Genomic DNA, 21,265 nt, shown 5'->3' on the forward strand with positions numbered 1-21,265 from the left:
CAAGCCGGGGTGGCCAGGATTTGCAATGGCTCAACAAAATGAAGGCCCCTCCGTTCGTCTGCTCCGTGTAGGCGAACAGGTGCGCCATGTCCTTTCCGACATCCTCCAGCGCGGTGACGTGCATGACGATGTGCTGGCCAGGCATGTCGTCAGCATCACCGAAGTCCGCATGTCACCCGACCTGCGCCACGCGACCGTGTTCGTGAAGTCGCTGCTGGGACAGGATGAGGAAGCGGTGCTGAAGGCTCTGCGCACCAATACCGCCTATCTCCAGCGCGAGGTTGCGACCCGCATCCGCCTCAAATATGCGGCGAAGCTTAAATTCCTGGCGGATGAGAGTTTCGATGAGGGTACCCACATCGACAAGCTGCTTCGCGACCCCAAGGTTGCCCGCGATCTGGAAACGCCTGAAGACGAATGAGCGCGCAGTGCTTCTGTGCGGGACTAGGCTCTCCGTGAAGCGAACTGATTCTAATCCCGTCGACGGGACGGCGCAGCCCGGCTAACAACGCCTCTCCCGGACAAGAACCAAGGGGCAGGGCATATGAAAAGAATCGGGATATTTTCGGGCGGATTATTGGCCCTCGCTGCGCCGCTGGCGGCGAAGGAAGCGCCGATCCACCCCGCCGTCATCAGCGATCCCGCGCCCGACAGCGCCTATCCGGCTGGCGTGAGCGCCTTCGTCATCCCCTCCGAGGATGGCGCGCTGAACGCGGTTCTCTATACCGCTGCCGGATCGGGCCTTCACCCGACTCTGCTTCTGCTCCACGGCTTTCCCGGCAATGAGCAGAATCTGGACATCGCCCAGGCCGCCCGCCGCGCCGGATGGAATGTCCTGACGCTTCACTATCGCGGCTCCTGGGGCAGTCCCGGCAGCTTCTCTTTCACCCACGCCTCGGAAGATGCCTGGAACGCGCTGCAATATCTCCAGCAATCCGCCACCGTGGCCAAATATCGTATCGATACCAGCACCATCGTCGTCGCAGGCCACAGCATGGGCGGCTTCATGGCCGCTGATGTCGCCGCCGCCGAACCCCATGTCGCCGGCCTGTTCCTGATCGACCCCTGGGACCCGGCCGAAACCGTTGCCGCGCTCTCGACGCCGCAGGGCGAAGCCGCCTGGAAGGCCGAAGTCGCCAGTGACCTGCCGCCGCTTGAAGGCGCGACCTATGACAGCCTGACCGGCGAAATCCGCGCCCAGCCGCAAAAATTCGACCTCGGCCGCCGACTGGTCGGCTATGGCCGCCGCCCGCTCACCATCATCGGCGCGGAGCGGGGCATCGGCGCTATGGCCCGCAAGGTCACCGCTGACGCGCAATCCGCCAATCCGGACACGCGGCTGATGGTCTGGCCGACCGACCATAGTTTCTCCGACAAGCGCATTGCGCTGGGAGATGCGCTTGTGCGCTTCCTCAAAAGCGTTGCTCCGATGGCACGCTGATGGCGAAGCTCTATTTCTACTACAGCTCGATGAACGCGGGCAAATCGACCACCCTGCTGCAATCAAGCTTCAACTATCGCGAGCGCGGCATGGAAACCATGCTCTGGACCGCCGCGATCGATGACCGCTACGGCCAGGGCCGGATCGTGTCCCGCATCGGGCTGGAGGCGCAGGCGCATCTCTTCGACGCGGCGACCGATCTTTTCCAGTCCGTCGAGGCGCGGCAGGCGGAGACCCCCTTGTCCTGCGTGCTGATCGACGAAGCGCAGTTCCTGAACACCGATCAGGTCTGGCAGCTTGCCGCGGTGTGCGACCGGTTGGGCATCCCCGTGCTCTGCTATGGCATCCGCACCGACTTCCAGGGGCGATTGTTCGAGGGCAGCGCGGCGCTGCTGGGCCTTGCCGACACGTTGACGGAGATCAAGACAATCTGCGAATGCGGGCGCAAGGCGATCATGAACCTGCGCGTCGATGGGAAAGGACGCCCGATCCGCGAGGGCGAGCAGACTGAAATCGGCGGCAATGACCGCTATGTCGCGCTCTGCCGCCGCCATTTTGCTGAAAGGCGATCGGGCGACTGATTTGTCTGCCGGCCCAAGAAGGGCTGACAATAGGCCGCATGACGGTTAGAGCCCGCCGCCATGCACGGCTGGATCATCATCGACAAACCCCATGGCCTGGGGTCGACCCAGGCAGTGAGCGCCGTGAAGCGCGCCCTGCGCCAGAGTGGCGCGGGGAAGTGGAAGGTCGGCCATGGCGGCACGCTCGACCCGCTGGCGACTGGCGTGCTGCCCATCGCGATCGGTGAAGCGACCAAGCTCGCCGGGCGGATGCTGGACAGCGACAAAATCTATGATTTTACCGTTGCCTTCGGTGTCCAGACCGACACGCTCGACCTGGAGGGCAAGGAAATCGCCGCCAGCGAGCATCGCCCGACGCTGGCCGATGTCGAAGCCGTGCTGCCGCGGTTCACCGGCCCGATCGAGCAGGCTCCGCCTGCCTATTCGGCTATCCTGATCGACGGCCAGCGCGCCTATGACCTCGCCCGCGCAGGGCAGGAGGTGGAGATGAAGACCCGCGCCGTCACCATCCACGCCCTCTCCATCACGGGGCAGGAGCCGGAAGGGCCAGAACTCGAGGAAAACAGGTTTGCCTCCGTCACCCTCACCGCTCATGTCTCCAAGGGCACCTATATCCGCAGCCTTGCCCGCGACATTGCGCTCGCGCTTGGCACGGTGGGCCATGTCACGATGCTCCGCCGGGTTAAGGCGGGGCCGTTCACCCTGGAATCCGCGATTTCGCTGGACAAATTGAACGAAGCTGCTAGGGGCGGCGGCATCGCGCAGTGCATGCTGCCGTTGACCGCAGGGCTGGACGACATCCCGGCTCTCGCAGTCTCTCCCGATGACGCGCTGGCTCTCCGACAGGGGAAGGTGCTTATGGGGAAACCGCATACCGGCCTGATGCTGGCGATGGACGGGCAAACACCCGTCGCGCTGGTCGAAGCCAGTGGCCCGGAGATCCGGGTGGTGCGCGGCTTTAATCTCTAAAATGAAAGGAAGCCGATGTCGATTACTGCTGAGCGCAAGGAAGCGCTGATCAAGGAACATGCCCGCGCCGAAGGCGATACCGGTTCGCCGGAAGTCCAGGTGGCGATCCTCTCGGAGCGCATTTCGAACCTGACCGAGCATTTCAAGGGTCACCACAAGGATAACCACAGCCGTCGCGGCCTGCTTATGCTGGTCAACAAGCGCCGTTCGCTGCTGGACTATCTGAAGAAGAAGGATGGGGCGCGTTACACCGACCTCATCGCCAAGTTGGGCCTGCGCAAGTAAGTGACCCAATCGTTCGGCCCGCTTCGGCGGGCCGATTACGTATTGGTCAAATAGGTCTGGGGCGCCCCCGCGAAGGCGGGGATCCAGGACAAAGACCAGAACTGGGTTCCTGCGTTGGCTTACGCCGCCCTTCGGGTCGCAGGAACACGGTAAGCAGGTGAGGAGATTGTGCAATCCGGCGCGATCCCTCGAAACAAGGGGCCAGACGATGCCCCGAAACCGCCGCGCGCCGGATAGCGCGCAACACAGGCCCCGCCCGGCAATAGGGCCGCGCGGGCGAAGGAAAAATCTATGTTCGATGTAAAGAAGGTATCAATCGAGCTGGCAGGCAAGACCCTGACTCTCGAAACCGGCCGTATTGCGCGTCAGGCCGACGCCGCCGTGCTGGCGACCTATGGCGAGACGGTGGTGCTGTGCGCCGTGACCGCCGCCAAGTCGGTGAAGGAAGGACAGGACTTCTTCCCGCTGACCGTCCATTATCAGGAAAAATATTCGGCCGCCGGTCGCATTCCGGGTGGCTTCTTCAAGCGTGAGCGTGGCGCCACGGAAAAGGAAACGCTGGTTTCCCGCCTGATCGACCGCCCGATCCGCCCGCTCTTCCCCGAAGGTTTCTATAACGAAATCAACGTCATCGCTCAGGTTCTGAGCTTCGACGGCGAGAGCGAGCCCGATATCGTGGCGATGATCGCCGCTTCGGCCGCGCTGACCCTGTCGGGTGTGCCTTTCCTGGGTCCGATCGGCGCTGCCCGCGTCGGCTACAAGGATGGTGAATATCAGCTCAACCCGTCGCTGGACGAAGTGAAGACCGGCGAACTCGACCTGGTCGTCGCCGCCACCGGCAGTGCGGTGATGATGGTCGAATCCGAAGCCAAGGAGCTGTCGGAAGAGGTCATGCTCGGCGCCGTCCTGTTCGCCCATGAAGCCAGCAAGAAGATCGTCAACGCGATCATCGACCTTGCTGAAAAGGCGGCGAAGGATCCGTGGGACGTTGCCACGGGCGACAATCTGGATGACCTGAAGAAGAAGCTCAAGAAGCTGATCGGCAAGGACATCACCGCCGCCTACAAGCTGACCGACAAGTCGGCCCGCTCCAACGCGCTGAACGAAGCCCGCGCCAAGGCGAAGGCACAGTTCACCGCTGACGGCCTGGACGCCCAGACCGTCATGGCCGGCATCAAGCTGACCAAGAAGCTGGAAGCCGAGATCGTGCGCGGCGCCATCCTGAAGGACGGCAAGCGCATCGACGGCCGCACCACCACGCAGATTCGCCCGATCGAGGCGATCGTCGGTTTCCTGCCCCGCACCCATGGTTCGGCGCTGTTCACCCGTGGCGAAACGCAGTCGATCTGCACCACCACGCTGGGCACCAAGGACGCCGAGCAGATGATCGACGGCCTGAACGGCGTCTATTATGAAAACTTCATGCTGCACTATAACTTCCCGCCCTATTCGGTCGGTGAAGTCGGCCGCTTCGGCGCGCCGGGCCGTCGCGAAGTCGGTCATGGCAAGCTGGCATGGCGCGCCCTGCACCCCGTCCTGCCCAGCAAGGACGAGTTCCCCTACACCATCCGCGTCCTGTCCGACATCACCGAGTCCAACGGCTCGTCCTCGATGGCGACGGTCTGCGGCGGTTCGCTGTCGATGATGGACGCGGGCGTTCCGCTCAAGCGTCCGGTGTCGGGCATCGCCATGGGCCTGATCCTGGAAGGCAAGAATTTCGCTGTCCTCAGCGACATTCTGGGCGACGAGGATCATCTGGGCGACATGGACTTCAAGGTGGCGGGCACGGAAGCGGGCATCACCACCATGCAGATGGACATCAAGGTTGCCGGCATCACGCAGGAAATCTTCGAAGTCGCCCTGCGTCAGGCCAAGGAAGGCCGTGCCCATATCCTGGGTGAGATGAGCAAGGCGCTGTCCTCGACCCGTTCCGAGCTGTCGGCCCATGCCCCGCGCATCGAGACGATCCAGATCGACAAGTCGAAGATCCGCGACGTCATCGGCACCGGCGGCAAGGTCATCCGCGAGATCGTCGCGGAAACCGGCGCGAAGGTCGACATCGACGATGAGGGCATCATCAAGATCAGCTCGTCCGACATCGCTCAGATCGAAGCCGCCAAGGCGTGGATTCTCGGCATCGTCGAGGAAGCGGAAGTCGGCAAGATCTACACCGGCAAGGTCGTCAACATCGTCGACTTCGGTGCGTTCGTGAACTTCATGGGTGGCAAGGACGGCCTCGTCCACGTCTCCGAAATGAAGAATGAGCGCGTCGAAAAGCCGACCGACGTCGTGTCGGAAGGCCAGGAAGTGAAGGTCAAGGTTCTGGAGATCGACCCGCGCGGCAAGGTTCGCCTGTCCATGCGCGTCGTCGATCAGGAGACCGGCGAAGAGCTGGAGGACACCCGTCCTGCCCGCGAGCCGCGTGAACCGCGCGGCGACCGCGGTGATCGTGGTGATCGGGGCCGTGGCCCGCGTCGCGATGGCGGCGACCGTGGCGGTCGCGGTGGTGAAGGTCGTGGCGATCGTGGCCCGCGCCGTGACCGTGGCCCGCGTGGCGAAGGCGGCAAGGGCGGTGATGATGACGGCTCGAACGCCGGTCTGCCCGACTTCCTGACCCAGGACTGATCGCGCAAGCACATCGCTGAAACAGCAGGAAAGGGCGTCCGGATCATCCGGGCGCCCTTTTCGATGGAATCGAGTCTTTCCTGATCTCAATCAGTTGGCGGGAATGAAAGTTATGATACGGTAACAAAGGGTTTGGGGGGACATATGCAGCGCAGGAACGAAAAATTCGTGGAGCGCCTGCCGCTTGTCCTGCGGCGACCGTGGCAGGCCTATCTGCTGACGACAGCCTTCTGCCTGATCGCATTTGCGATCCGGAGCGCCGCCGAAATCGTCATGCCGGTCGGCTATCCTTTCGTGTCCTTCTTTCCTGCCGTCATTCTCTCATCCTTCCTCTTCGGCGTACGGCCGGGCATCTATGCGGGCCTGCTGTGCGGCGCGCTTTCCTGGTATTTCTTCATTCCGCCGCGCATGGGCATTGCATTCGATCCGGGTGTCCTGCTGGCCCTTGGCTTTTACGGCGCCGTCGTGGCGGTCGACATCGCGCTCATCCATTTCATGCAGAGGCGAATTTCAACCTCGCGATCGAGCGGGAGCGCAGCCGCGCGCTGGCGGAAAATCGCGAGCTGCTGTTTCACGAATTGCAGCACCGCGTGTCCAATAATCTTCAGGTCGTGGCCGCGATGCTCTCGCTCCAGCGGCGCGATGTCGACCATGACATCGCCCGCCGCGCCCTGGACGACGCCTCGGCCCGGCTGGCGCTGGTCGGACGGATCAGCCGTGCGCTCTACAATCCGTCGGGGGAGGGGCAGAATATCCGCGCCTTCTTAACGACATTGACCGCCGATGTGGTGGAAGCCAGCGGCCGTGATGACATAGCGCTGACCATCGAAGCGCCGGAAGACCTGATTCTCGAACCCGATATCGCCGTGCCGCTGGCGCTGATCGTGACGGAAGCGGTCAGCAACGCCATCGAACATGGCCTGCCGCATCGGGCGGGTCGCATCCATGTCGGTCTGGACATGGCGGACGGCGGGATCACGCTCCACGTAACCGACGACGGCAAGGGGATAGAGCCCGATTTCGACCTGGGCGGCAGTCAGAGTCTGGGCCTGCGCATTTCCAACGCGCTGGCGGGGCAATTGAACGGCCGTTTCTCCCTCCAGCGCTCGGCGCAGGGCGGCGCGACCGCACGGCTGGACCTGCCAGTCCGCGCATAGTGACGCTTGCCACCATTCTGCCGCTTGGCGCGGCGCATTCGCTCGGCTATGACCCGGCCATGCTGACGAAAACCATGACGCGCATCGGCGCGGCCACCGCACCGCTTCTGCTTGCCGCCCTGCTCGCCGGCTGCGCGACGTCGAAGAACAAGGCCGACACCCAATATGTCGCCCGCGACGTGTCCACGCTCTACAATGCGGGCAAATATCGGCTGGATCGGGGGCAGTACAAGCTCGCCGCCGCGCTGTTCGACGAGGTGGAGCGCCAGCATCCCTATTCGCCCTGGGCGCGCCGGGCGCAGCTCATGTCCGCCTTCAGCTATTATATGAATCAGGATTATCCCGAAGCGATCGGCGCCGCCCAGCGCTTCCTGTCGATTCATACCGGCAACAAGGACGCGCCCTACGCCTATTATCTGATCGCGCTTTGCTATTATGAACAGATTGCCGATGTCACCCGCGACCAGAAGATCACCCAGCAGTCGCTGGACGCGCTGGGCGAGCTGATCCGCCGCTATCCCGACACGCGCTACGCCGCCGACGCCCGGCTGAAGCTCGACCTCGTCAACGATCATCTGGCGGGCAAGGAAATGGAAGTCGGGCGCTTCTACCAGCGCCGGGGTCAGTGGCTGGCGGCGACGCTGCGCTTCCGCACGGTGATCGACAAATATCAGACGACCACGCATACGCCGGAAGCGCTGGAGCGTCTGGTGGAAAGCTATCTCTCGCTCGGCATTCCCGCCGAAGCGCAAAAGGCTGCCGCGGTACTGGGCAAGAACTATCCCGGTTCGAAATGGTATGAGCGGTCCTACAAGCTCATGCGGGAACATGCGCCCAAGGCTTAATCGGATGATATCGTCACCCCAGCGCAAGCTGGGGTTTCAGGCGTCCGGGCGCGACCTGGCGGCCCGAGATTCCGGCTTTCGCTGGAATGACATTCGCGGACCATCGTCATGTTGACCGCCCTGTCCATCCGCAATGTCGTGCTGATCGAGGCGCTGGACCTGGATTTCGGTTCCGGCCTGGGCGTGCTGACCGGCGAGACGGGGGCAGGCAAATCGATCCTGCTCGATTCGCTGGGTCTGGCGCTGGGGGCTCGCGCCGACAGCGGCCTCGTCCGCAATGGGGAGGCGCAGGCCAGCGTCACCGCCACCTTCGACACGCCCCGCGCCGATCATCGCGCGACGGACCTGCTGGCCGACAATGGCATCGACCTGGAACCGGGCGAGCCGCTGATCATCCGCCGCATGGTCAAGGCCGATGGCGGCAGCCGCGCCTTCATCAACGACCAGGCCTGTTCGGCCGCCTTGCTGCGTGACCTTAGCAGCGCATTGGTGGAAATCCACGGCCAGCACGACGATCGCGGTCTGCTCAACCCGCGTGGGCATCGGGCCTTGCTCGATTCCTATGGGCGCTGCGACACTGGCGCTGTCTCCGGCGCCTATCAGGCCTGGCGGGCCGCCGCCGACCGCCTTGCCGAAAGCCGCGCCAGCGTCGAAACGGCTGCCCGCGACCGCGATTACCTGACCCATGCGGTGGACGAACTCACCCGCTTCGCGCCCGAACCCGGCGAGGAAGCCCTGCTGGCCGAGGAACGCGCCACCATGCAGAAGGGTGCCCGCCTGTCCGACGATCTGTCCGCCGTTACCGAATGCTTCACCGGCTCCGATGGCGGCCTTGCCCAGTTGCGGCAGGCTGCCCGCCGACTCGACCGGATCGTCAGCGAATATGAGCTGCTGGCCGAGGTTCTCGCCGCGCTCGACCGTGCCGTGATCGAGGCGAGCGAAGCGGAGGACCGCCTGAACGAAGCCGCCGAGGCGCTGAGTTTCGATCCCGCCCGGCTCGACGCCATCGAGACCCGCCTGTTCGACCTGCGCGGCCTGGCCCGCAAGCATCAGGTGCAGCCCGACGATCTCGCCGCCCTGCGCAACGACATGGCCGCGAAACTGGCCGCGATCGAAGGTGGGGAGGAGCATCTTGCCGCCCTTGAAGCGGAGACGAGGGCCAAGGCGGCCGCCTATCGTGAAGCAGCGCAGGCTCTGTCCGCCGAACGACAGATGGCGGCGGGCAAGCTCGACGCCGCTGTCGCCGCCGAACTGGCGCCGCTGAAACTGGACGCCGCCCGCTTCCGCACCGTGGTCGCACCGCAGGGGGAGGGGCAATGGGGCGCCCATGGCATGGACCGGGTGGAGTTCGAAATCTCCACCAACCCCGGCGCGCCCTTCGCGCCGCTGGTCAAGATCGCTAGCGGAGGCGAATTGTCCCGCTTCATCCTCGCGCTCAAGGTCGCGCTGGCGGAGCAGGGCGGGGCGGACACGCTGATCTTCGACGAGATCGATCGCGGGGTAGGGGGCGCGGTCGCATCCGCCATCGGTGACCGCCTTGCGCGCTTGTCGAAGACCAATCAGATATTGGTCGTCACCCACAGCCCTCAGGTCGCGGCGCGGGGTGCGGGCCATATGCTGATCGCCAAATCGAGCGCCAATGTGAACGGGGGCACGGTCACGCGCACCGGCGTCCATGCTTTGAGCGATGGCGAACGGCGCGAAGAAATCGCCCGCATGCTCTCTGGCGCGGAGATCACCGCAGAGGCGCGGGCGCAGGCGGAAAGGCTGCTGGGAGTTTAGGATTTTTGTTCGAAGGAAAGTGGTGCTCCTGTGAATGCAGGAGCCCAGTCCTGCCGTTTGAACTGTGTTCCAGCCTTCGCAGGAGCACATTGCGCTTCAATCAAATCGAGGCAAACTCTAAAAGCTGGGGCTGCCGCAGAGGTGCGGCTGGATTTCTAAGGGGGCAAAAGGATGAGCAGTTTGTGGACGGAGGTTCGCGGGAAGTTTGTCGCAGCAAGAGCAATCCTCACCGACTTTGTTGTCCCCGATGAGGACGATCACCCTGCCTCTGTTCCCGAAGACGGGCTGCCTGCGTGGCAAGAAAAACTCATTTCGGTTTCTGGCCTACCCTTCGTTCTTACCTATCCGGCAAGCAAAGGCGAGGTTACTCAGCGGCTTGTAACCTGCCAACGATTGGATCGTGCCGCCGATACGCTCTATTTATGGGCTTTCTGTCATCATCGGGCGGCGGTGCGTCAATTTCGTGTCGATCGCATCACGGATATTGCTGATGCGGCGACGGGAGAGTTACTCGGTTCGCCATTGGCTTTCTTTGCACAATTTGAGATCGACAGATCGCAACGCTCGAAACCGGGTTGGGGTTTGAACGTTCGTCAACGAGCCGATTTCGTTGCTGTTCTGAATGCCCTAATGTTCATGGCTCGCTGTGATCGCGAATATCATCCGCTGGAACGACAGGCTCTGGAGGATTGTATTGCGCGCTACTGGTTGCGGTTCGAGGCTCCCGGTGATCCAGATATGGAGGCTATTCTCAACCATGCCGACCGGCTGGCGCCTGATGCGGAAACCTTTTTTGTCTCTTTGAACCGATGTGCTGCCGAACCGCGTTTGGTTCGGCTGTTAAAGGAGAGCGCTGCCGAGATTATCGATGCAGATGGTGTTCACGCGCCCCATGAAGTCTATTGGGGTTCGAAGATAGACGAGTTTTTCAAGAATCAGGGCTGATGACCGACCCCACGCAAATGACCGAAGCCGAAGCCGCCAATCGCCTGATGCGCCTGGCGCGCGAGATTGCACGTCACAACCGCCTTTATCACGATCAGGACGAGCCGGAGATTGCGGATGCCGACTATGACGCGCTCGTCCGCGAAAATAATGCGCTGGAAGCCGCCTTCCCGCATCTCATCCGCAGCGACTCTCCCAACGCCCAGGTCGGCGCAGCGCCCACCTCTTCGCTGAAGAAGGTGCAGCATGCCGTCCGTATGATGAGCCTCGACAACGGCTTTTCCGACGAGGACATAGCCGAATTCATCGCCCGCGTCCGCCGCTTCCTGGCGCTGCCCGAGGATGCCCCGGTGGCGCTGACCGCCGAGCCCAAGATCGACGGCCTGTCCTGCTCGCTGCGCTATGAAAAGGGCGAACTGGTCCTCGCCGCCACGCGCGGCGACGGCACGACCGGCGAGGATGTCACCGCCAATGTCCGCACCATCGACGACATCCCGCAGTGCCTGACGGGCGAAGCCATCCCCGATCTTTTCGAGGTCCGGGGCGAAGTCTATATGGCCAAGGCCGATTTCGTTGCCCTCAACGCGCGTTTGGCGGCCGAAGCCGAAGACCCGGAAAAGGCCCGCCAATTCGCCAACCCCCGCAACGCAGCCGCCGGATCGCTGCGCCAGAAGGACGCCGCCGTCACCGCCAGCCGCCCGCTGCGCTTCCTGGCCCATGGCTGGGGTGAGGTCAGCGCGGTCCCCGCCGAAACCCAGCTCGGCGTCATGCAGGTGATTGCGAACTGGGGCTTGCCCGTTTCCGACCGGCTCACCTGCGTCGACACGCTGGAAGCGCTGATCGCCCATTATCGCGCCATAGAGGCGGCGCGGGCCGACTTGCCCTTCGACATTGACGGCGTGGTCTATAAGGTCGATCGGCTCGACTGGCAGCAACGCCTGGGTTTCGTCGCCAAGGCTCCGCGCTGGGCCATCGCCCATAAATTCCCCGCCGAACGCGCCCAGACCACGCTGGAGGCGATCGATATCCAGGTCGGGCGCACCGGCAAGCTGACGCCGGTGGGCCGTCTGACCCCCGTCACTGTCGGCGGCGTCGTCGTTTCCAACGTCACCCTGCACAATGCCGACGAGATCGAGCGTCTGGGCGTACGTCCCGGCGACCGCATTGTCGTGCAGCGCGCGGGCGACGTCATTCCGCAGGTGGTCGACAATCTGACCCGCGATGCCGTGCGCGATCCTTTCACTTTCCCCGATCATTGCCCCGTTTGCCATTCGGAAGCCGTGCGCGAAGAGGGTGAGGTCGACATCCGCTGCACCGGCGGCCTGATCTGCGCGGCGCAGCGTTTCGAACGGCTGCGCCATTTCGTCAGCCGCGTCGCGCTCGATATCGAGGGGCTGGGCGAGAAGAGCATAGAGGAATTTCTCGATCTGGGCTGGATCACCGAACCCGCCGACATTTTCCGCCTGAAGGCTCACCGCCCAAGCCTGTTGGGCCGGGAGGGCTGGAAGGAAAAATCGGTCGACAATCTCCTCGCTGCCATAGAGGCGAAGCGTCGGCCCGACGCCGCCCGTCTGCTCTTCGGCCTGGGTATTCGTCATATCGGGGCGGTGACGGCGCGTGATCTGCTGAAACGCTATACGACGCTGGAGGCGATTCACGCGCTTGCCCGAGAGATCATCGCCCTGCGCGATGCCGCCGAGCCTGCGGAGGGGGAAGAGGAAGGCCGCTTCCGCAACCGCCTCGACAAGGCGATCGCGGAACATATCGGCGTCGAAAATGTGGGCTCAGCGGTCGGCCATGCACTGGCCGATTTCTTCCACGAGCCGCATAATGTGGAGGTGTGGAACGACCTGCTGAGCGAAGTCTCTCCGCCCGATTATGTGGTCGAAACCACCGCCAGCCAGGTCACGGGCAAGACGGTCGTCTTCACCGGCAAGCTGGAAACCATGAGCCGCGACGAGGCCAAGGCGCAGGCCGAACGGCTGGGCGCCAAGGCCGCCGGCTCGGTCAGCGCCAAGACCGACCTGGTGGTCGCCGGTCCCGGCGCCGGCTCGAAACTCAAACAGGCCGCCGCGCTCGGCATTGAAGTGATCGACGAAGCCGCCTGGGCGGAGATCGTGAAAGCGGCGGGATAGTGTGTGTGTGGCCGGTTTTGGACATTTCCAAGACATCCCCCTCCCGCAAGCGGGAGGGGGAATGGCGGGAAGCCACCCGGCGCAAAATTTCAAAACCGCCTAGGCAAAACCGGACAAGGATAAGGTCGCCCTCAGCTCGCCCCCTCCAGCTTGTCCTGCGTGCGCGTCGCAAAGTCGCCCGCTTCATGGCGTTCGTGTAGCTGTTCTTCCAGCGGCCCGTTCGCCTTGTTGACCATCCGCCCGCGCTTCACCGCGGGCCGCTCGTCGATCTGCTTCGCCCAGCGCAGCACATTCTTGTAGCTCTGCACGTCGAGAAACTCCGCCGCATCATAGGCGCGGCCCAGCGCGACGCCGCCATACCAGGGCCAGATCGCCATGTCCGCTATCGTATAATCCTCGCCCGCTATATATTCATGCTCGGCCAGTTGCCGGTCCAGCACATCGAGCTGCCGCTTGGCCTCCATCGCATAGCGGTTGATCGCATATTCGAATTTCTCCGGCGCATAGGCGAAGAAATGGCCGAAGCCGCCACCCAGGAGCGGCGCGCTGCCCATCTGCCAGAACAGCCAGTTGAGCGTCTCGGTGCGCTTGGTCGGATCGGTCGGCAGGAAAGCGCCGAATTTCTCGGCCAGATAGACCAGGATCGAGCCGGACTCGAACACCCGGCGGGGCGGAGAGACGCCATGGTCCATCAGCGCCGGGATCTTGCTGTTCGGATTGACCGAAACGAAGCCGCTGCCGAACTGATCGCCATCTCCGATACGGATCAGCCAGGCGTCATATTCCGCATCCTTGCCTGCCTTCAGCAACTCTTCCAGCAGGATCGTCACCTTTTGCCCATTGGGCGTGGCGAGCGAATAAAGTTGCAACGGATGTTTGCCGACCGGCAGCGCCTTTTCATGGGTCGGTCCCGCGATCGGCCGGTTGATGTTGGCAAAGGCGCCGCCATTATCCTTGTCCCAGGTCCAGACGCGCGGCGGAATATAGGCTGTGTCGGTCATGCAGGCGATCCCTCTAAAGGCTTCTAACAGGGGCGGCGGGTAGCGAGGAGGTCCACCGCTCCGGCGCTAGGTAAGGATCGCCCGCCCGCGATACAAACGCGCGCGCGCAAAAAAAGGGCGGCCCAAGGGAGGCCGCCCTTTCTCCCCCTTTAACGGAAGATCAGAATTTGAAGCTTGCCCCCGCCTTGAAGGTGCGGCCGATCAGCCCGGCATAATGCCAAGTGGTCAGGAAATTGGGCGAGCTTGTATAGGAAGCGGGCGCCAGCGGAGCCCGGCGACCGAACACATTGCCGACATTGGCGAAGAAGGTGAAATTCTCGTTCACTTCCACCTGAGCGTTCATGTCGACATTGATGAAGCTTTTCACATGGCAGAATTTGTCGGAATAGAGCGGATTGCTTGAATAGAGATTGTGGGCGCAGGAAAGGTCGAGCGATCCTTCGTCCGCCGCCACCGCCTTGATCTTGCCGACATAATAGGCCGTCGCGGTCAGGGCGAATTTCCTGATCTGCAACGTATTCTGCCAGTTGCCGCGCCAATCGGGCGTGCCGTTACCCGACGACAGCTCATAGGGGCCCATGGTGCCCGCATATTTCTGCACGCCCTTGGCAGTGTGCAGATCATATTGGATCACATGGGTCGCTTCGATCCGGCTCGTCCACATGATCTCGTCGCCCAGCGGAATCTTGGCGGTGGCCGAGAAGTCGACGCCCGACGTCACTGCATAGTTGGCGTTGACGAACGGTGCGTTGATGATCAGCACGCGGGGCAGGGCATTGGGGAATGCCGGGTCGGGCGCGTCGATGGCGTAGCAGCTATAGCCCGGCCCTACGGCAGCCACCGCAGCACAGGCAGCGGCCACGTTCGACTGTCCATAATAGGCGTTTCGAGCATCGCCTGTTTGCGGCCCCGCGACGATCAGGTCCGATTTCTTCACATTATAATAATCGACGGTCAGGCTCAGCCAGCGGGTCGGCTCGAAGATGGCGCCCGCCGTGAAGCTGCGCGACACTTCGGGCTTCAGGTCGGGATTGCCGGTCAGGCCGGACCCTAGCCGATATCTCTGCGAATAGCCGTTATTGCCATGCGCCAGTTGGAAGGAGGTTGGCGGCGTGAAGTTGGAGAAGCCCGCAAACTGGCTGCGCGGGTTCGATTCCGCGAAGGTCGGTGCCCGGAACCCCTTGGAGAAGGTGCCGCGCAGCGCCAGTTGCCGGATCGGCGTGAACTTCACCCCCAGCTTGGGCGAGAAGTGGCTGAACCCTTCCGAATAATGGTCGTAGCGGCCGGATGCGTTCACCTCCAGACTGTCGAGGATCGGCGCCTGCACTTCGAAATAGGCGGCCGAAACGGTATGTTTGCCGAAGGCCGCGGATGTCGTCAGCGTCCAGGTGTCCAGCGCCGCATTCTGGTTGTTGTTCTCCAGCATCTCATGGCGCACCTGCCCGCCGATGGCGATCTGGAGCGGGCCGCCCGGCAGGTCCATCAGCTTCTTGGTCACGGACGCATCGACCGAATACATTTCCGAATGCGACGGCGTGGTGATGTCAGGCGACACGAAGTCCCGCACCGCCTGGCTGTTGGCGGAGGGATTGACGAAATTATAGGCGCCCGTGTTGATCGCGTTCAGCGTGTTGGCGATGTTCAGATAGCCATATTGCGTGATCTTGAGGTTGTCGCGGGCGTAAACCCCGTCGATCTTCCAGTTCCAGTCGTCATTGATGCTGCCGCTGAAGCCGCCGGCGAAGCGCCACACCTCATTGGTGCGGTCGCTGCCCGCCGGAATGTCCCCGAACAGATAATGGATGCGCGCCGCGCCATTGGCGGGATCGTTGGCGAAGGCGGCCGCAAAGGGGTTGTTCGGATTGAGCTGACGATTGGCCGCCGTGGCGCAATTGACGCCCGCCGAGCAGATATAGACCGGCAGCACGATCCCCGGATTGTTCGACGCCAGCGATGGCGAAGCGCCGAAGGGCTGGGTGGCGCGCAGGGCGCGTGGCTGGTTGATGATGCTGACGAAGCTGTTGGAATACATGCCGGTCAGATAGGCTTCGACATTGTCGTTGATCCGCACGCTGATGCGGCCGCTAAAGGCATAGCGCCGCTGAAGGGGCGCGAGCTGATTATATTGATCCTCCAGATTATATTTGCAGACGGTGCCGACCTGCGCTCCCGTCTGGGTATAGGTGCCGTTGGCGCAGTTCAGGTTGAGCGCTTGATATTGGTTCGTCAGCAACGTGCCGCCGCCGGCAAGCGGATTGTTGAGGTCGGTCTGGCTGACCCGGGTTACCACTGCGGTCGGCGTGCCGTTATCTGCCTGGCCGGTCAGCGTGCTGTCATTATTATTGTTATCCAGCCCGCCGATGGAGGTCAGGTCCAGCGTGTTGTACGGAAAGCCACGGCTGTGGTTGGTGACGCGGCCGTCGCGCTGATATTCGCCGTTGACGTAGATATTCCAGCCCTGATCCTCATAGTCGCCATAGCCGGCGGTCAGGTCCAGCCGCTGGTGCGCGGCATCGCCCTGGAAGGCGGCGCCCGCCTCGGCGCTGCCCGCAATGCCGTTGAAATGCTTCTTCAGGATCAGGTTGACGACGCCGCCGATCGCATCGGCGCCATAGGTGGAGGACGCGCCGTCCTTCAGCACTTCGACCCGCTCGACCAGGCTGAACGGAATGGAGTTTAGGTCGACATAGGCATTGTGCCCGTCGTCGTTGATCGGGAAGTTGGTGGAGCGCAGCCCGTCCACCAGAACGAGCGTGGAGGACACGCCCAGGCCGCGCAGCGACACGGCCGAACCGCCAGCGGAAAAGCCGCTCTGGAAGCCGGTGCCGATGGATCCGGCGCTGTCGGCGGACACGGACCGGATGGCGTCGGAAGCAGTGGTGATGCCCGCCTTTTGCAGCGTCTCGGCGGTGAGAACCGTAACCGGGGATGGCGTTTCCGTATTGGTGCGGCGGAATAGTGATCCGGTGACGACGATGGTTTCGCCCTCATCGGCGGTGGAGGAGCTTTGCGGAGAGCTTTGGGCCAAGGCTGGTGTCGCCGCGACGGCGCTCAAGCTGGCAAGGGCAAACACGGAAAGGGCCGCGCCATCACGCAGCCGGGCAAATGTCTTCATCATAGACATCAGGCTATCCCCTCTGTGGCGCGCGCCGCGGTCTGGGAATGCCGCGACATCACGCTGCTTTTGTCCGACCATCCGCTATCCGGTTGAGCCGACAGGGGAATGTTGCTGTTCTGTTTTATTCACGTAAAGCAGTATTTCCCCGGCATCGGCCTGCATTTGTCGTATTTTTTGCACGTAGAAGCATTTTGGCAACAGTTTGACTGTCTCTGTCCGCACGGAAGTCTTATAGCGGCATCGTCATAATCTCTTTCGTTCTGCGTTCGGAAAATTCCGGGTCCAAAAAAATACGGGTGGCTCTTGATCTCCGGGCTTTCCCGTCCATATGAAACGGCGCTGGCACTCCCTGATCGGGAGTGCTAACAGACACGGGTTCATCGGGAGAAGGAGCCGGAGTCGCCGTCCATGGCGGTTCCACCTCATCCCATTTAAACGTCGTAAAGAGGGAAAGGCACACAACATGGCATTTCGTCCGTTGCATGACCGCGTTCTCGTTCGCCGCGTAGAGGCGGAAGAGAAGACTGCCGGCGGCATCATCATCCCCGACACCGCCAAGGAAAAGCCGCAGGAAGGCGAGATCGTCGCTGTCGGCACCGGCATCAAGGCCGAAGACGGCAAGGTCACTCCGCTGGACGTGAAGGCGGGCGACCGCGTGCTGTTCGGCAAGTGGTCGGGCACCGAAGTCAAGGTCGACGGTGAAGACCTGCTGATCATGAAGGAATCGGATATTCTGGGTGTTGTCGCCTAAAGGCGACGGGCTGGGCGTCGTCGTCTGACCTACTCAAGATTTCCCCGCACACACATTTGCAAGAAGGTTTTTACCCATGGCTGCAAAAGAAGTAAAATTCTCCCGCGACGCCCGTGAGCGCATTCTGCGCGGCGTCGACATCCTGGCCGACGCGGTCAAGGTGACGCTCGGCCCCAAGGGCCGCAACGTCGTCATCGACAAGAGCTTCGGCGCCCCCCGCATCACCAAGGACGGCGTCAGCGTCGCCAAGGAAATCGAACTGAAGGACAAGTTCGAGAATATGGGCGCCCAGATGGTCCGCGAAGTCGCTTCGAAGACCAACGACATCGCCGGTGACGGCACCACCACCGCGACCGTTCTGGCCCAGGCGATCGTTCGCGAAGGCATGAAGTCGGTTGCCGCCGGCATGAACCCGATGGACCTGAAGCGCGGCATCGACCTCGCCGTCGCCAAGGTCGTCGAAGACGTCAAGGCCCGCTCGAAGCCGGTTTCCGGTTCGCAGGAAGTCGCCCAGGTCGGCATCATCTCCGCCAACGGTGACGTCGAAGTCGGCCAGAAGATCGCGGAAGCGATGGAAAAGGTCGGCAAGGAAGGCGTCATCACCGTGGAAGAGGCCAAGGGTCTCGACTTCGAACTGGACGTCGTCGAAGGCATGCAGTTCGACCGCGGCTATCTGTCGCCCTATTTCATCACCAACCCGGAAAAGATGGCTGTCGAGCTGGCTGATCCGTACATCCTGATCCACGAGAAGAAGCTTTCGAACCTGCAGTCGATCCTGCCGATCCTCGAAGCCGTGGTTCAGTCGGGCCGTCCGCTCCTCATCATCGCTGAGGATATCGAAGGCGAAGCGCTGGCAACCCTGGTCGTCAACAAGCTGCGCGGTGGCCTGAAGGTCGCTGCGGTCAAGGCTCCCGGCTTCGGTGACCGCCGCAAGGCCATGCTGGAAGACATCGCCGTCCTGACCAAGGGCGAAGTGATCTCCGAAGACCTCGGCATCAAGCTCGAAAACGTCACCCTTGGCATGCTCGGCACCGCCAAGCGCATCACGATCGACAAGGACAACACCACCATCGTCGATGGCGCCGGTGATGGCGAAGCGATCAAGGGCCGCACCGAGCAGATCCGCGCTCAGATCGAGACCACCACGTCCGATTATGACCGCGAAAAGCTGCAGGAGCGTCTGGCGAAGCTGGCTGGCGGCGTGGCCGTCATCAAGGTCGGCGGCGCCACCGAAGTCGAAGTCAAGGAGCGCAAGGACCGCGTCGACGACGCGCTGCACGCGACCCGCGCAGCCGTTGAAGAAGGCATCGTCCCCGGTGGCGGCACGGCTCTGCTGTACGCGACCAAGGCTCTCAATGGCCTCAAGGGCGCCAATGACGACCAGACCCGTGGCATCGACATCATCCGCAAGGCCATCGAAGCGCCGCTGCGCCAGATCGCCCAGAATGCGGGCGTCGACGGCGCCGTCGTCGCTGGCAACCTGCTGCGCGAGAATGACGAGACCAAGGGCTTCAACGCCGCGACCGACACCTATGAGAACCTCGTCGCCGCTGGCGTCATCGACCCGACCAAGGTCGTTCGCGCCGCGCTGCAGGACGCCGCTTCGGTGGCCGGCCTGCTGATCACGACCGAAGCGACCATCGCTGAACTGCCCGCCGACGACAAGGCGCCGATGGGCATGCCCGGCGGCGGCATGGGCGGCATGGGCGGCATGGACTTCTAAGTCCTGCCCTCAAGCGAAACAGAAAAGGCTGGCGGAGCAATCCGCCAGTCTTTTTCTTGTGGCCGTTTTGGGTGGGGAGCGGCCTTCATTTCCGCCATCCCGGCGAAAGCTGGGATTTCAGGCGATAGCGCTCGACCTAGCCTCACGAGAACCCAGCTTTCGATGGGATGACAATATCATCAAACGCTCACTTTTTTGGCCATTTCCGGACATTTTCGAAGTTCGTCATTCCCGCCTTCGCGGGAATGACAAAACAGGAAGCGTCCGCCTTCCACCCAATCTAACCCCTCGACACCCCGTCCAAAATATCCCCGCAATAAAATACCATCGGGGGTCTGGCCGTTTTGCTGGTTAATGGTTACATGGGCCGCCACGAATCCCCCAGCGATCATGCTATGCCCCTGCATGGTCCGCGCAGCAGAAAGTGGCTTTTACATGGATATTCGCCTTGGCCTCACCTTCGACGACGTGCTGTTGCAGCCCGCCGAATCCGATGTGTTGCCCAGCCAGGCGGACACCAGCACTTACGTAACCAAGGCGATCAGGCTCAACATCCCGGTCCTGTCGTCCGCCATGGACACGGTGACGGAAGCCGACATGGCAATCGTCATGGCGCAGTTGGGCGGGATCGGCGTGTTGCACCGCAATCTCTCGATCGAGGAACAGGCGGACGCTGTGCGCGCGGTCAAGCGCTTCGAAAGCGGCATGGTGGTGAACCCCATCACCATCACCCCCAATGCCACGCTGGCCGATGCCCAGATGCTGATGGCGCGCCACAAGATCAGCGGCATTCCAGTGGTCGAGGCTACGGGCAAGCTGGTCGGCATCCTCACCAACCGCGACGTGCGCTTCGCGGAAAACCCGGCCCAGCCGGTGAGCGAATTGATGACGCACGACAATCTTGCGACGGTGAAGACGGGTGTGGGCCAGGATGAGGCGATGCGCCTGCTGCACCAGCGGCGCATCGAAAAGCTGCTGGTGGTGGACGATCATTATCATTGCGTCGGCCTCATCACCGTCAAGGATATCGAGAAGGCCGTCACCTATCCGCAGGCGACCAAGGACGCTTCGGGCCGCCTGCGCGTGGCGGCGGCATCGACCGTGGGTGATGCAGGGCTGGAGCGCAGCAAGGCGCTGATCGACGCGGAGTGCGACCTGATCGTCATCGATACCGCCCATGGTCACAGCAGGCAGGTCGCGGTCGCCGTCGAGGCGGTGAAGAAGCTGTCCAACCATGTTCAGGTCGTGGCCGGCAATGTCGCCACCGCCGAGGCGACCAAGGCGCTGATCGGGGCGGGCGCGGATTGCGTGAAGGTGGGTATCGGGCCGGGGTCGATCTGCACCACCCGCGTGGTCGCGGGCGTGGGCGTGCCACAGCTTACCGCCGTCATGGATTCGGCGGAGGAAGCTGCCAAGCAGGGCGTTCCGGTGATCGCGGACGGCGGGTTGCGCACCTCGGGCGATGTGGCGAAAGCGCTGGCGGCGGGCGCAGGCTGCGTCATGGTTGGCTCACTGCTGGCGGGCACGGCGGAGGCGCCGGGCGAAACCTTCCTCTATCAAGGGCGCGCCTATAAGAGCTATCGCGGCATGGGCAGCGTCGGCGCGATGGCGCGGGGGTCGGCGGACCGCTATTTTCAGGCGGACATCAAGGATCAGATGAAGCTGGTGCCCGAAGGCATTGAGGGTCAGGTGCCCTTCAAGGGACCGGCGAAGGATGTCATCCATCAGCTCGTCGGCGGCGTGAAGGCGGCCATGGGCTATACCGGCAGCCGCACGATCAAGGATCTTCAGGAGCGGGCGCGCTTCGTTCAGATCACCAATGCCGGATTGTCGGAAAGCCATGTGCATGATGTGACGATCACGCGGGAAGCGCCCAATTATCCGACGCGTTGAAGCCTTGTAAATTC

General features: G+C 62.8%; 16 protein-coding genes and 1 pseudogene. 14 read left to right on the forward strand and 3 right to left on the reverse strand.

The genetic code is table 11. The features are described from left to right. Positions 1-25: 25 nt before the first annotated feature. The 11 genes and pseudogenes from rbfA (at position 26) to ligA (ending at position 12,765) form a co-directional block, all read left to right on the forward strand. A complete protein-coding gene (rbfA, locus tag HHL26_RS08635) occupies positions 26-421 on the forward strand; it encodes a 30S ribosome-binding factor RbfA (RefSeq protein ID WP_066558954.1) in 396 nt (131 codons plus the stop codon). 123 nt (positions 422-544) lie between these two features. Next, complete coding sequence (locus HHL26_RS08640; RefSeq protein ID WP_066558952.1) at positions 545-1,441, forward strand: alpha/beta fold hydrolase; 897 nt, start codon at positions 545-547, stop codon at positions 1,439-1,441. Continuing rightward, positions 1,441-2,022 (forward strand): thymidine kinase, encoded by a 582-nt coding sequence (locus tag HHL26_RS08645; protein ID WP_066558944.1) that lies wholly within the window; start codon positions 1,441-1,443, stop codon positions 2,020-2,022. The genes HHL26_RS08640 and HHL26_RS08645 overlap by 1 nt, the downstream gene beginning before the upstream one ends. A 60-nt stretch (positions 2,023-2,082) precedes the next feature. Further along, positions 2,083-2,991 carry a tRNA pseudouridine(55) synthase TruB gene (gene truB, locus HHL26_RS08650; protein ID WP_066558936.1) on the forward strand — a complete coding sequence of 303 codons (909 nt, stop codon included), beginning with the start codon at positions 2,083-2,085 and terminating at the stop codon, positions 2,989-2,991. A 15-nt stretch (positions 2,992-3,006) separates the two neighbouring features. Continuing rightward, positions 3,007-3,276, forward strand: a complete 270-nt coding sequence (gene rpsO, locus HHL26_RS08655; protein ID WP_022681215.1) for a 30S ribosomal protein S15 — start codon at positions 3,007-3,009, stop codon at positions 3,274-3,276. 291 nt (positions 3,277-3,567) lie between these two features. Further along, the gene (pnp, locus tag HHL26_RS08660) at positions 3,568-5,901 is read left to right on the forward strand and encodes a polyribonucleotide nucleotidyltransferase (protein WP_066558933.1); all 2,334 of its coding nucleotides are present in this window, start codon (positions 3,568-3,570) and stop codon (positions 5,899-5,901) included. 144 nt (positions 5,902-6,045) lie between these two features. After that, positions 6,046-7,058: pseudogene (locus HHL26_RS08665) on the forward strand (ATP-binding protein). Between the two features lie 59 nt (positions 7,059-7,117). After that, positions 7,118-7,903, forward strand: coding sequence for an outer membrane protein assembly factor BamD (locus HHL26_RS08670; protein WP_066561873.1), 786 nt, complete (start codon positions 7,118-7,120; stop codon positions 7,901-7,903). A gap of 108 nt (positions 7,904-8,011) precedes the next feature. Further along, a complete protein-coding gene (recN, locus tag HHL26_RS08675) occupies positions 8,012-9,685 on the forward strand; it encodes a DNA repair protein RecN (protein ID WP_066558930.1) in 1,674 nt (557 codons plus the stop codon). 171 nt (positions 9,686-9,856) lie between these two features. After that, positions 9,857-10,630, forward strand: a complete 774-nt coding sequence (locus HHL26_RS08680) for a WYL domain-containing protein (RefSeq protein WP_082748618.1) — start codon at positions 9,857-9,859, stop codon at positions 10,628-10,630. Further along, positions 10,630-12,765, forward strand: a complete 2,136-nt coding sequence (gene ligA, locus HHL26_RS08685) for an NAD-dependent DNA ligase LigA (protein WP_066558926.1) — start codon at positions 10,630-10,632, stop codon at positions 12,763-12,765. The genes HHL26_RS08680 and ligA overlap by 1 nt, the downstream gene beginning before the upstream one ends. A gap of 131 nt (positions 12,766-12,896) precedes the next feature. Here ligA and yghU read toward each other — a convergent pair whose 3' ends face one another. Next, positions 12,897-13,766: a glutathione-dependent disulfide-bond oxidoreductase gene (gene yghU / locus HHL26_RS08690; protein WP_066558923.1), complete on the reverse strand. Its 870-nt coding sequence runs from the start codon at positions 13,764-13,766 to the stop codon at positions 12,897-12,899. Positions 13,767-13,926: 160 nt separating this feature from the next. Then, on the reverse strand, positions 13,927-16,884 hold the full coding sequence (locus HHL26_RS08695; RefSeq protein WP_237230066.1) for a TonB-dependent receptor: 2,958 nt from the start codon (positions 16,882-16,884) through the stop codon (positions 13,927-13,929). A 463-nt stretch (positions 16,885-17,347) separates the two neighbouring features. On the opposite strand from HHL26_RS08695, the gene groES reads away from it, so the two are divergent. Then, positions 17,348-17,635, forward strand: coding sequence for a co-chaperone GroES (groES, locus tag HHL26_RS08700; RefSeq protein ID WP_066558920.1), 288 nt, complete (start codon positions 17,348-17,350; stop codon positions 17,633-17,635). A 76-nt stretch (positions 17,636-17,711) separates the two neighbouring features. Next, positions 17,712-19,358, forward strand: coding sequence for a chaperonin GroEL (groL, locus tag HHL26_RS08705; protein ID WP_066558918.1), 1,647 nt, complete (start codon positions 17,712-17,714; stop codon positions 19,356-19,358). A 179-nt stretch (positions 19,359-19,537) separates the two neighbouring features. Here groL and HHL26_RS08710 read toward each other — a convergent pair whose 3' ends face one another. Further along, positions 19,538-19,750, reverse strand: coding sequence for a hypothetical protein (locus HHL26_RS08710; protein ID WP_145907343.1), 213 nt, complete (start codon positions 19,748-19,750; stop codon positions 19,538-19,540). 43 nt (positions 19,751-19,793) lie between these two features. Between HHL26_RS08710 and guaB the strand changes: the two genes are divergently transcribed. Next, complete coding sequence (gene guaB / locus HHL26_RS08715; protein WP_066558913.1) at positions 19,794-21,251, forward strand: IMP dehydrogenase; 1,458 nt, start codon at positions 19,794-19,796, stop codon at positions 21,249-21,251. The last annotated feature ends 14 nt before the right edge of the window (positions 21,252-21,265 follow it).

This window comes from Sphingobium sp. TB-6, assembly GCF_012927365.1.
GTDB lineage: Bacteria > Pseudomonadota > Alphaproteobacteria > Sphingomonadales > Sphingomonadaceae > Sphingobium.

Excerpts from the sequence above, each read along its gene's own strand:
- rbfA (WP_066558954.1), top strand. The coding sequence starts at position 26 with ATGGCTCAACAAAATGAAGGCCCCTCCGTTCGTCTGCTCCGTGTAGGC.
- HHL26_RS08640 (WP_066558952.1), top strand. The coding sequence starts at position 545 with ATGAAAAGAATCGGGATATTTTCGGGCGGATTATTGGCCCTCGCTGCG.
- HHL26_RS08645 (WP_066558944.1), top strand. The coding sequence starts at position 1,441 with ATGGCGAAGCTCTATTTCTACTACAGCTCGATGAACGCGGGCAAATCG.
- truB (WP_066558936.1), top strand. The coding sequence starts at position 2,083 with ATGCACGGCTGGATCATCATCGACAAACCCCATGGCCTGGGGTCGACC.
- rpsO (WP_022681215.1), top strand. The coding sequence starts at position 3,007 with ATGTCGATTACTGCTGAGCGCAAGGAAGCGCTGATCAAGGAACATGCC.
- pnp (WP_066558933.1), top strand. The coding sequence starts at position 3,568 with ATGTTCGATGTAAAGAAGGTATCAATCGAGCTGGCAGGCAAGACCCTG.
- HHL26_RS08670 (WP_066561873.1), top strand. The coding sequence starts at position 7,118 with ATGCTGACGAAAACCATGACGCGCATCGGCGCGGCCACCGCACCGCTT.
- recN (WP_066558930.1), top strand. The coding sequence starts at position 8,012 with ATGTTGACCGCCCTGTCCATCCGCAATGTCGTGCTGATCGAGGCGCTG.
- HHL26_RS08680 (WP_082748618.1), top strand. The coding sequence starts at position 9,857 with ATGAGCAGTTTGTGGACGGAGGTTCGCGGGAAGTTTGTCGCAGCAAGA.
- ligA (WP_066558926.1), top strand. The coding sequence starts at position 10,630 with ATGACCGACCCCACGCAAATGACCGAAGCCGAAGCCGCCAATCGCCTG.
- yghU (WP_066558923.1), bottom strand. The coding sequence starts at position 13,766 with ATGACCGACACAGCCTATATTCCGCCGCGCGTCTGGACCTGGGACAAG.
- HHL26_RS08695 (WP_237230066.1), bottom strand. The coding sequence starts at position 16,884 with ATGATGAAGACATTTGCCCGGCTGCGTGATGGCGCGGCCCTTTCCGTG.
- groES (WP_066558920.1), top strand. The coding sequence starts at position 17,348 with ATGGCATTTCGTCCGTTGCATGACCGCGTTCTCGTTCGCCGCGTAGAG.
- groL (WP_066558918.1), top strand. The coding sequence starts at position 17,712 with ATGGCTGCAAAAGAAGTAAAATTCTCCCGCGACGCCCGTGAGCGCATT.
- HHL26_RS08710 (WP_145907343.1), bottom strand. The coding sequence starts at position 19,750 with ATGATCGCTGGGGGATTCGTGGCGGCCCATGTAACCATTAACCAGCAA.
- guaB (WP_066558913.1), top strand. The coding sequence starts at position 19,794 with ATGGATATTCGCCTTGGCCTCACCTTCGACGACGTGCTGTTGCAGCCC.